The 11,116-nt window shown below is 67.4% G+C and carries 8 protein-coding genes and 1 tRNA gene; 2 read left to right on the top strand and 7 right to left on the bottom strand.

Going from position 1 to position 11,116, the window contains the following annotated elements:
- Window positions 1-79: 79 nt before the first annotated feature.
- From rho to argS, 6 genes are all read right to left on the bottom strand, one after another.
- Complete coding sequence (gene rho, locus AC1DHD_RS09055) at window positions 80-2,140, bottom strand: transcription termination factor Rho (RefSeq protein WP_476879390.1); 2,061 nt, start codon at window positions 2,138-2,140, stop codon at window positions 80-82.
- A gap of 308 nt (window positions 2,141-2,448) precedes the next feature.
- A complete protein-coding gene (thrB, locus tag AC1DHD_RS09050; RefSeq protein ID WP_476879389.1) occupies window positions 2,449-3,435 on the bottom strand; it encodes a homoserine kinase in 987 nt (328 codons plus the stop codon).
- Window positions 3,436-3,437: 2 nt separating this feature from the next.
- On the bottom strand, window positions 3,438-4,544 hold the full coding sequence (gene thrC, locus AC1DHD_RS09045) for a threonine synthase (protein ID WP_476879388.1): 1,107 nt from the start codon (window positions 4,542-4,544) through the stop codon (window positions 3,438-3,440).
- On the bottom strand, window positions 4,545-5,861 hold the full coding sequence (locus AC1DHD_RS09040; RefSeq protein ID WP_476879387.1) for a homoserine dehydrogenase: 1,317 nt from the start codon (window positions 5,859-5,861) through the stop codon (window positions 4,545-4,547).
- The gene (gene lysA, locus AC1DHD_RS09035; RefSeq protein WP_476879386.1) at window positions 5,862-7,328 is read right to left on the bottom strand and encodes a diaminopimelate decarboxylase; all 1,467 of its coding nucleotides are present in this window, start codon (window positions 7,326-7,328) and stop codon (window positions 5,862-5,864) included.
- 5 nt (window positions 7,329-7,333) lie between these two features.
- A complete protein-coding gene (gene argS / locus AC1DHD_RS09030) occupies window positions 7,334-8,998 on the bottom strand; it encodes an arginine--tRNA ligase (RefSeq protein WP_476879385.1) in 1,665 nt (554 codons plus the stop codon).
- Window positions 8,999-9,181: 183 nt separating this feature from the next.
- Between argS and AC1DHD_RS09025 the strand changes: the two genes are divergently transcribed.
- Window positions 9,182-9,254: transfer RNA gene (locus tag AC1DHD_RS09025), tRNA-Arg, on the top strand.
- Window positions 9,255-9,320: 66 nt separating this feature from the next.
- Here the strand turns inward: AC1DHD_RS09025 and AC1DHD_RS09020 are convergent.
- The gene (locus AC1DHD_RS09020) at window positions 9,321-10,298 is read right to left on the bottom strand and encodes a cation diffusion facilitator family transporter (RefSeq protein ID WP_476879384.1); all 978 of its coding nucleotides are present in this window, start codon (window positions 10,296-10,298) and stop codon (window positions 9,321-9,323) included.
- A 117-nt stretch (window positions 10,299-10,415) separates the two neighbouring features.
- Here AC1DHD_RS09020 and AC1DHD_RS09015 point away from each other — a divergent pair.
- Window positions 10,416-11,116: M4 family metallopeptidase (locus tag AC1DHD_RS09015; protein ID WP_476879383.1), on the top strand; the 701-nt coding region annotated here is incomplete at its 3' end.

Genomic DNA, 11,116 nt, shown 5'->3' with positions numbered 1-11,116 from the left:
GGCGTACGCAGTACGCCAGCCGCAACGCGAAGGGGCGGGGCCGGCAAAAAATATGCGACGGCCCCACCCCTCAACTCAGCTACTTGTCGTTATCGGACTTCGCACCAAGCGTCGTCTTCTGAACCTGCATCAGGAACTCGACGTTGCTCTGGGTCTCCCGGATCTTGTTGGTCAGCAGTTCAAGGCTCTGCTGCGTTTCCAGTCCGGACAGGACACGGCGCAGCTTCCACATGATCTTGACTTCCTCGGCAGAGAGCAGGTTTTCCTCGCGGCGGGTGCCGGACGCGTTGACGTCCACGGCCGGGAAGATGCGCTTGTCCGCGAGCTGGCGGGACAGGCGCAGTTCCATGTTGCCGGTGCCCTTGAACTCCTCGAAGATGACCTCGTCCATCTTGGAGCCGGTCTCAACCAGGGCGGTGGCCAGGATGGTCAGCGAGCCGCCGTTTTCGATGTTGCGTGCCGCACCGAAGAAGCGCTTCGGCGGGTACAGCGCGGCCGAGTCGACACCACCGGACAGGATGCGGCCGGAGGCCGGTGCTGCCAGGTTGTAGGCACGGCCCAGGCGGGTCATCGAGTCCAGCAGGACCACCACGTCCATGCCCATTTCCACGAGCCGCTTGGCGCGTTCGATGGAGAGTTCGGCCACGGTGGTGTGGTCATCGGCGGGCCGGTCGAAGGTGGAGGCAATGACCTCACCCTTGACGGTGCGCTGCATGTCCGTGACTTCTTCGGGACGTTCGTCAACGAGCACCATCATGAGGTGGACCTCAGGGTTGTTGGTGGTGATGGCGTTCGCGATGGACTGCAGGATGAGGGTCTTGCCGGCCTTCGGCGGCGAGACGATCAGGCCACGCTGGCCCTTGCCGATCGGGGCAACCAGGTCGATGACGCGGGGGCCGATCTTCTTGGGGTCCGTCTCGAGGCGCAGGCGCTCGGAGGGGTAGAGCGGAACAAGCTTCGCGAACTCTACGCGGTCCTTCAGCTCCTCGGGGGTCTTGCCGTTGACCGAGGTGACGCGGACCAGGGCGTTGAACTTCTGCCGGGCCGACTGCTGCTGGTTGTTGTGCTGGGCTTCGCCTTCACGCGGGGCGCGGATGGCACCGACGACGGCGTCGCCCTTGCGCAGGTTGTACTTCTTGACCTGGGCGAGGGATACGTAGACGTCGTTCGAACCCGGCAGGTAACCGGAGGTGCGGATGAACGCGTAGTTCTCCAGCACGTCCAGGATGCCGGCGACGGGCAGCAGGACATCGTCCTCGGTGACCTCGACGTCGTCGACGTCCGGGCCCTGGGAACGGCCGCGGCGGCGTTCGTTGCGGTCCCGGAAACGGTCGTTGCGCGAGTTGTTGTCGCGGTTGTCCTGGCCGCCCGAGCGGTCGTTGCGGTCACGACGGTTACGGCGGTTGCGGCGGCTGCCGCCGTCGTTGTCGTCGTTGTCGCGGTTGTTGTCGCGGCTGTTGTCGCGGTTGGCGGCGTTGTCCTCACGGCCGCCACGGCCGCGGGTGTTCTCGCGGCGCTGGCCGTCGTCGTTGCCCTGCTCGGGCTGGCGGTCCTGGCGCTGTTCGCCGGCCGTCTGCTCGGCGGGAGCTTCGGTGGCTGCAGCGGCGGGAGCTTCGGCCTGGGCGGCTGCTTCGCCGCGGCGGCGGTTACGGGTCCGCGGCTGGCGGGTGCGGTCGCTGCCTTCGGAGCCCTGCTCGGCCGGAGCCTGCTCCGGGGCGGCCTGGACCTCAGGTGCTGCGGCGGGGGCCTCGGCGGCGGGAGCGGTGACAACACCGTCGCTGCCTGCGCGGCGGCTGCGTCCCCGGGTGCGGGCACGCGGGTTCTCGGCCGGAGCGGTTTCGGCCGCTACGGGTGCGGCGGCCGGGGCAACAGCGTGGGCAATGGAGCCGTTGTCGCTCGCCTTCTCAGCGGCGCGGTCGGCGGACTTGCTGATCGGGGTACCGGCACGGTGGGCGGAAATGGCAGTCACCAGATCGCCCTTGCGCATCCGGGAGCCGCCGGAGATACCCAGCTGGCTGGCCAGGGCCTGCAGCTGGGCGAGCTTGAGGCCTGCGAGGCCGCTGCTCTTGGCGGGTGCTGCCGAAGCGGCAGCAGAAGATGATGTGTCCACAGCTGGAGACAGCTCAGTGGTTTCGGTCACGAAGGATCCTTCCCCCTCGACGGCGTCCAGGCTAGGAGCTGGACGCGGTGATTTGATCTGGGCTGCAGTTCAGATCTGCAGCCGGGATTTCGGCCATGCCGGTTGGATATCGGCCGGCGGGCCGGATACTGCTACACCAAGACACGCCCCGAAAGTAAGGAACGGCCGGCTGACGATTCAGGGGTACAGAGGAATTCTGCAGCTTCTTTCGTCAGGCCGAAAGCAGGCGGCACCGGAAATTGTTTGCGCAGTGAAAGATGAGAGAGGGCAACTGGGCCAACATCGCGGTCTATACAAAGCTTGCGTGATTACCGCCGGTGCACTTCCACTTTAGCACCCTCAGTGTCTACAGCCAGCTTCATCACACGCCAAGCGACGTCCGGCGTGTTGTCGGCGGTGAAAGCTCCGATGAAGTCGACGACGTCGGCCGCTTCCTTTTCGCCGGACGCCAGCACCAGCACGGTGGGCCCGGCGCCCGAGACCACGGCTGCGTGGCCGCGCTGCCGAAGCGCGTCGATCAGCGCGGCGCTGGGCCGCATCGCCTGGGCGCGGTAGCTCTGGTGCAGGTAGTCCTCGGTTCCTGCCAGCAGGAATTCGGGGTTCTGCGTCAGGGCATGGATCAGCAGGGCGGCCCTGCCCGAGTTCATGGCGGCCGCGTGGTGTCCCACCGAGGCAGGCAAAAGAGCCCGAGCCGCTTCGGTGGAGAGCTCGAAGTCCGGCACCGCGACCACCGGGACGATGCCGGCGTCCACTGTGGCGCAGGTGCTGCTGTACTGSTCRCTGTCCTGCCATGACAGSGCCAATCCGCCGAAAATSGCGGGTGCGACGTTGTCCGGRTGCCCTTCAAGCCGGCTGGTGAACTGCAGGATCCAGTCCTTGCCGCGGCGGGATTCAGCCGGGACCAGGGCGTTCGCGGCGGTGGCGGCTGCCACCACGGCTGCCGCCGAGGACCCCAGGCCGCGCCCGTGCGGGTTGACGTTGTCCGCGGTGATCCGCAGCCCCTCGTGGCGGAAACCCAGTACGTGCAGCGCCTCGGTGAGGGCTCTGGCCACCAGGTGGCTCGCGTCGCGGGGCAGCGTGTCGGCGCCCTCGCCGCTGAGTTCAAATTCGAGCTCGCCGCTCGCCAGGGTTTCCACCGTCAGGGTGTCGTGCAGGGACAGCGCCAGGCCCAGGCTGTCGTAGCCGGGGCCGAGGTTGGCGCTGGTGGCCGGCACCCGGACGGTGACCACTTGCCCCGCCGGGACCGCCGGAGTGTCGGCGGCCGATTCGGCGGGGACGGTGAGGGTTGTTTCCAAGGCTATTTTTCTTCCAGTCCCAGTTCGGCCGCGACCGTGACGACGTCGTTGGCCACCTTGACCGGCTGCACATCGCTGCCGTCTTCGGTGCGCAGGGCCCACTGCGGATCCTTGAGGCCGTGCCCGGTGACGGTGATGACGATGGTCTTGCCGGACGGTACCTGGCCCGCGGCGTGCTTCTTGATCAGCCCGGCGACGCCGGCAGCGGAACCCGGTTCGACAAAGACGCCTTCGCGGGCGGAGAGCCAGCGGTGCGCGGAGAGGATTTCCTCATCCGTGACGGCCTCGATGACACCGCCGGATTCGTCGCGCGCGGCGACGGCGGTGTCCCAGGAGGCGGGGTTGCCGATCCGAATGGCGGTGGCGATGGTGTCCGGCTCCGTGATGGGGTGCCCCGCAACGAACGGGGCTGCGCCGGCGGCCTGGAAGCCCCACATGACCGGGGTCTTTGTTGCGACGGCGGGCAGGTTTCCTGCAGTGGCGGATTCGAAGGGCGCCGCGTATTCCTTGTAGCCCTTCCAGTACGCGCTGATGTTGCCGGCGTTGCCGACAGGGAGCACGTGGATGTCCGGGGCGTCGCCGAGGGCGTCGACCACTTCGAAGGCACCGGTTTTTTGTCCTTCAATCCGGGCCGGATTCACCGAGTTCACCAGGAACACCGGGTACGACTCCCCCAGCTTGCGGGCGATGTCGAGGCAGTCATCGAAGTTCCCGTCCACCTGCAGGAGCGTGGCGCCGTGCGCAATGGCCTGGCTCAGCTTGCCCATCGAGATTTTGCCCTCGGGCACCAGCACGGCACACTGCAGTCCGGCGGAGGTTGCGTAGGCGGCGGCGGACGCCGACGTGTTGCCGGTGGAGGCGCAGACCACTGCCTTGGCCCCGGAGGCGACGGCGGCCGTCATGGCCATGGTCATGCCGCGGTCCTTGAACGAACCGGTGGGGTTCATGCCCTCGACCTTGAGGTAGACCGTGGAACCGGTGAGTTCGGAGAGCTTCTGCGCGTGGACGAGCGGGGTGCCGCCCTCACCGAGGGTGATGACTTTGGTGGCCTCGGTGACCGGCAGGCGTTCGGCGTATTCGCGGATGACTCCGCGCCATTGGTGAGCCACTTAGACCCCTTCTACCCGCAGTACGGATGTGACGGAATTGATGATGTCCAGGCCCTTGACGGCCTGGACAGTTGCCGACAGGGCGGCTTCGCTGGCGCGGTGCGTGACGATCCGCAGTTCCGCCGACTCAGCCTTGGAGGCCGAGTCGCGGTGGATGGTCTGGCGCATGATTTCGATGGACACGCCGTGTTCTGCGAACAGCTGCGCAATCCTGGCGAGGACGCCCGGCTGGTCCGCGACGTCGAGTCCGATGTAGTAGCTGGTCACGGCCGCGTCGATGGGCAGCGCAGGAACGTGTCCGGTGGTGGTTTCGGTGCGTCCGGGGCCGCCCAGCACGATCCGGCGGGCTGCAGACACCAGGTCGCCCAGCACGGCCGACGCCGTCGGCGTGCCGCCGGCGCCCTGGCCGTAGAACATCAGCTCGCCGGCGTTTTCGGCTTCGATGAAGACCGCGTTGAACGCCCCGTGCACTGCGGCGAGCGGGTGCTCACGGGGAAGGAGGGTGGGGTGCACCCGCACCGAGACGCCCGGCTCGCCGGCGTCGTCTGTGAGCTTTTCGGCGATGGCCAGCAGCTTGATGACAAAGCCGGCGTCCTTGGCGGCGGCGATGTCCGCCGCCGTGACCGAGGTGATGCCCTCGCAGTAGACGTCCTCGAGGGCGAACCGCGTGTGGAAGGACAGGGACGCGAGGATCGCGGCCTTCGCGGCGGCGTCCAGGCCCTCGACGTCGGCCGTGGGGTCCGCTTCGGCGTAGCCCAGCCGCTGGGCCTCGGCGAGGGCGTCCGCGAACTGTGCGCCCGTGGTGTCCATCTGGTCGAGGATGAAGTTTGTGGTGCCGTTGACGATGCCCAGGACCCGGGTGATCCGGTCGCCGGAAAGGCTGTCCCGGATGGGGCGCAGGATCGGGATGGCACCCGCGACGGCGGCCTCGTAGGAGAGCTGAACGCCTGCCTTGTCCGCCTCCTCGTAGAGGGTCGGGCCGTCCTGGGCGAGCAGTGCCTTGTTGCCGGTCACGACGGACGCGCCATGCCGGATAGCGGTCAGGATCAGGCCGCGCGCCGGCTCGATGCCGCCCATCAGTTCGATGACGAGGTCAGCGTCCTTGACCAGAGCCTCGGCGTCAGTGGTGAAGAGGTCCTGGGGCAGTTCGACGTCGCGCCGGGCATCCGGGTTGCGCACGGCGACGCCGCTCAGTTCGAGGCGGGCTCCGGTGCGGGACGCCAGGGCCTCGGCGTCGTCAATGAGGATCCGCGCAACCTGGGCTCCGACGTTGCCACAGCCCAGCAGGGCCACTTTCAGGGTTTGCATTTCCGTCATTCAGACTCCCATGTCGCGGTTCAGCAGATCTTGTTCGGTTTCGCCGCGGACAATAAGCCGGACTGATCCATCGCGTACCGCGACAACGCCCGGCCGGGCCAGATAGTTGTAATTGCTTGACAGGGCCCAGCAGTAGGCGCCGGTCCCCGGTACAGCGAGCAGATCACCGGCTGCCACGTCCTCGGGCAGATATACATCTCTAACAACTATGTCGCCGCTCTCGCAATGTTTGCCCACCACTCGGGACAGCTGCGCCGCCGAATCGGTGCTGCGCGACGCCACCACGGCTGAATAATCCGCGTCGTAGAGCACCGGGCGGGCGTTGTCGCTCATGCCGCCGTCGACCGACACATAACGGCGCGGGAACGTAACGTTTTCTGCGCCGTTTTCCGGCGCATCCACCCGGACCGTCTTGAGGGTTCCCACCTCGTACAGGGTAAAAGTGCTGGTTCCGACGATCGCGCGTCCGGGTTCAATCGAGATCCGCGGCGCGGTGATGCCGAGTTCGGCGACTTTCGCGCGGACGACGACGGCCATCGCCTGGGCGATTTCGGCCGGCGGCCGCGGGGTGTCCACCGGGGTGTAGGCGATGCCGTAGCCACCGCCAAGGTCCAGTTCGGGCAGCACGATCGAGTACTTGGCCTGCATGGCGGCGAGGAAGTCCAGCAGTTTTTCCGCGGCCAGGGCGAAGCCGTCCGGCTCGAAGATCTGGGACCCGATGTGGCAGTGCAGCCCCAGCAGCTCGATGCTGTCATGGCCCGCCGCGGCCGCCACAGCCTCTTCAGCGGCGGACAGGCCGGCCTGGTCCGTAGAGTCGCCGGCCATCGAGAGGCCGAACTTCTGGTCCTCGTGCGCGGTGGCAATGAATTCGTGGGTGTGGGCGTGCACGCCGGGGGTCAGCCGCAGCATCACCTTGGCCGTTTCGCCCCGATTGGCCGCGATCGCAGCCACGCGCTGCAGCTCGTCGAGGCTGTCGATGACGATCCGGCCGAGCTTCATGTCGAGGGCCCGGTGGATCTCGGCGTCGGATTTGTTGTTCCCATGCAGGGCCACGGCGGCACCGGGAATGCCGGCACTGGCCGCGACGGCCAGTTCCCCGCCGGACGCGGTGTCCAGCCGGAGCCCTTCCTCCTCGACCCAGCGGACGACGGCGGTGCACAGGAACGACTTACCGGCGTAGTAGACGTCCACTCCCCCGCAGATATCGGCGAACGCCTCGTTGAAGGCGTCCTGGAAGGCCCGGGCCCGGGCCCGGAAATCGGTCTCGCTCATAACAAACAGCGGTGTCCCGAACTGCCGCTGCAGTTCGCTGACCGGGATGCCGTCGATGGCCAGCTCGCCGCCGTCGTTCCTGGCCACGCCCTCCGCCCACATCGGGGTGTGCAGCGCGTTCAGGTCGTCCGGGACGGCGAGCCAGTCCGGGGCGAGCGGGGAGGCGGTGTTGCTTTGATCCGGTGTCGCGGTCATGGCGTTCACATCCGTTCCGGCGCCGAAACGCCCAGCAGTTCCAGTCCGTTGGCCAGCACCTGGCTGGTGGCGTCGTTGAGCCACAACCGGGTCCGGTTCAGGTCGGTAATGGGTTCCTCGCCCAAGGGTGCCACGCGGCAGGCGTCGTACCAGCGGTGGTAGGCCCCCGCGATGACTTCCAGGTGGCGGGCCACGCGGTGCGGCTCGCGGAGCTCGGCCGCCTTGGCCACAATCGACGGGTAGCTGCCCAGGTGGGAGAGCAGCTCGTTTTCGGTCGGGTGGTCCAGCAGGGACGCGTCAAAACTGTCCTTGCCGTCCACACTCCGTTCGACCCCGGCGGCCACGGCGTTGCGTGCGGCGCCGCGGGACCGGGCGTGCGCGTACTGGACGTAGAACACCGGGTTCTCGTTGCTGTGCTTTTTGAGCAGCTCCGGGTCCAGGGTCAGCGGGGAGTCGGCCGGGAAGCGGGCCAGGGAGTAGCGGACGGCATCCTTGCCCAGCCAGGAGATCAGGTCCTTGAGTTCGATGATGTTGCCGGCCCGCTTGGACAGCTTGGCGCCGTTGACGGAGACCAGCTGGCCGATCAGCACCTCGATGTTGACCTCGGGATCGTCGCCGGCCGCAGCCGCGATGGCCTTGAGCCGGTTGATGTAGCCGTGGTGGTCGGCGCCGAGCAGGTAGATTTTCTCGGTGAAACCACGGTCCTTTTTGGACAGGTAGTACGCGGCGTCGGCGGCGAAGTATGTTGGCTCGCCGTTCGCGCGGATCATCACGCGGTCCTTGTCGTCACCGAAGTCGGTGGTGCGCAGCCAGACGGCGCCGCCGTCGTCGTACACGTGGCCCTGTTCCCGGAGCCGGGCGACGGCGTCGGCAATGGCGCCGGCGTCGTGCAGTTCCTGCTCGGAGAAGTAGACATCGAACTCGACGCCGAACTCCGCGAGGGTCTGCTTGATGTCGTGCAGCTGGGCCTTGTAGGCCGCGCCGCGGATCACGGGAAGGGCAGCGACGTCGGTGAGTTCGCGGATGTCCGGGTGCCGGGTCAGGACCTCGTGGCCGAGGTCGGCGATGTATTCGCCCGGGTAGCCGCCCTCCGGAACGCCCCGGCCGTGCAGCCGGGACAGCACCGAGTGCGCGAAGACGTCCATCTGCGAGCCGGCGTCGTTGATGTAGTACTCGGCAGTGACGTCGGCACCGGAAGCCCGCAGGACCCGGGCGATGGAGTCGCCCAGGGCGGCCCAGCGGGTGTGGCCAATGTGCAGCGGACCGGTGGGGTTGGCGGAGACGAACTCCATGTTGACCGTGCGGCCCGCGAGCGCGGTGTTGGTCCCGTATGCGGTTCCGGCCTCGACGATGGCTTTGGCGAGGGCACCGGCGGCCGCGGCATCGACCGTGATGTTCAGGAACCCCGGGCCGGCGATGTCGACAGCGGAGACGCCCTCGATCGAGGCGAGCCGCTCACTCAGCAGCCCGGCCAGCTGCCGCGGGTTGGTACCCGCCGCTTTGGCCAGCTGCAGCGCGATGTTGGTGGCCCAGTCGCCGTGGTCCCTGTTCTTCGGCCGCTCCACGCGTACCGCCTCCGGGATATCAGTGGCGGCGAGGGCAATGTCACCAGCGGCGACGGCGTCCTTCAGGCAGGCGGATATGGCGAGGGAGAGTTCTTCTGGGGTCACGGTTCTAGCCTACCGAAGGCCCGCAGTCCGGTGGAATTATGGCGCCATCATCCGGGGCTGCCGCTCCCCCTGATGGATGCGCTGTTGGATGCGGCGCCGTGCCCGGGCGGCGGATTTTCGTTTGGAGCCCACCTTCCTGCTAAGCTCTAGGACGTCCCGCCGGTCACGGCAGGATCCCTGATTGCCCTCGTAGCTCAGGGGATAGAGCGTCTGCCTCCGGAGCAGAAGGTCGTAGGTTCGAATCCTATCGAGGGCACACACAAAACCCCGCCGTTTCAGTGAAACGGCGGGGTTTTTGCTGTCCGGGGTGTTTGTTGTCCGCTCAGCTGGCGTCGTGGCTGGCCCCGGCGCTGAACTCCAGCTCCGGTTCGTCCGGGGTGGCCAGGGTCAGGACGGCTTCTTCCACCGTTTCGTGGTCCTCCAGTTCCCGCTCGATGCGGCGCAGGGCCACGGCCACCTCGTGTTCCGGGTGGTCCCCCTGCAGATCGACGGCGGCAACAAGGTACAGCCGCCGGGGGCCCACAAATTCCAGGTGCAGGTAGGTCAGACGGGCGATCTCCTGGTGCTCGAGCACCCGCTGGGCCATGGAGCGTTCGATGTCCCGGGTGACGCCCTGGCCCACCAGGAAGCGCCGGTTGCGGTCGATCAGCACGACGGCGACGACGGCCAGCAGCACCCCGACGACGATCGAGCCCACGGCGTCCGGAATCGGCGAGCCGGTGACCTGGTGCAGGAAGATGCCGGCAAAGGCCACCACGAGGCCGATCAGCGCGGCGGCGTCTTCCGCAAAGACGGCACGCAGTGTGGGGTCCGAGCTGATCAGGACCTGCTCCAGGGTGTGCCGGTCCAGCTGCCGGGCCGCCTTCCGGGTTTGCCGGAACGCCTGGATGAAGGAGATTCCCTCAAAGACGAACGCAACGGCCAGCACCACATAGGCGATGGTGAAGTCCGCTGCCGGCTCGGGGGCAATGATTTGCTGGATCCCGTGCATGATGGACACCACTGCCCCGGCGGTGAAGAGCCCGAAGGCTGCGAACATCGACCAGACGTAGGCTTCCCGGCCGTACCCCATGGGGTGGCTCTTGTCCCGTGGCCGGGCCGACCGCCGTTCGGCGAAGAACAGGAAGATCTGGTTGCCGGTGTCCGCCCAGGAGTGCGCGGCCTCCGCCGTCATCGATGCGGACCCGGACAGCAGCGCGGCGACCGTCTTTGCCGCTGCGACGAGGAAATTCGCCGCGAAGGCGATGATCACCGTTACCAGGGTCGAGCCGGGCTTTTTCCGCTTTTCCGATTCCGCCATGGGCCTACCGTATCCAACGGCAGCCGGTTTGTGCGGGTGACTACCGGCCCGACCCCTGCCAATTGTCGGAGCCCGCTCGTAGGCTGTTCGCATCGGCTGAAGTTAAGGGGTCTCAACATGTACTGCTCCATCATCCCGCCTTATCTGCTGCGCCGGCTGGCAGCCCAGCAGCATGAACCACGGCTGCTGATCGCCGCCCGCGCCGCCAAGGAAGCCCTGCAGCACGTCAGGACCTTCCAGGCGTCCCGGGCCCTGCCCTCGCCGGCAACGCCCCCGGGCCTGCGGCAGCTCACACCGGGGCCGCCGCAGCGGACCATCTACGACGCAAAGACCTCGGAGAACCTGCCGGGGGTGCTGGTCCGCAAGGAGGGCGAGAACGCCACCGGGGACCCCGCGGCGGATGAGGCCTACGACGGCCTGGGCCACACGCACCGGCTGTACGCGGATGCCTTCGGCCGCAATTCCATTGACGGCAACGGCCTGCCGCTGGACGCGACGGTGCACTTCGGCCAGCGCTATGACAACGCTTTCTGGGACGGCCGGCAAATGGTCTTTGGCGACGGCGACGGCCAGGTCTTCAACCGGTTCACGGCCTCCATGAGCGTGATCGGCCATGAGCTCACGCACGGCGTCACACAGTTTTCCGCCGGACTCACCTACCGCAATCAATCCGGCGCCCTGAACGAGTCCGTCTCGGACGTCTTCGGTGCGCTCGTGGAGCAGTTCGTCAAACAGCAGACGGCCGATCAGGCCAGCTGGCTGATCGGCGAGGGCCTCTTCACCGACCAGGTGCAGGGCGTTGCCCTGCGCTCCATGAA

The sequence above is a fragment of the Arthrobacter sp. 05L45_2 genome (assembly GCF_056397525.1).
The sequence above is the reverse complement of the archived record's forward strand: the minus strand, read 5'-3'. Positions and strand labels throughout refer to the sequence as shown.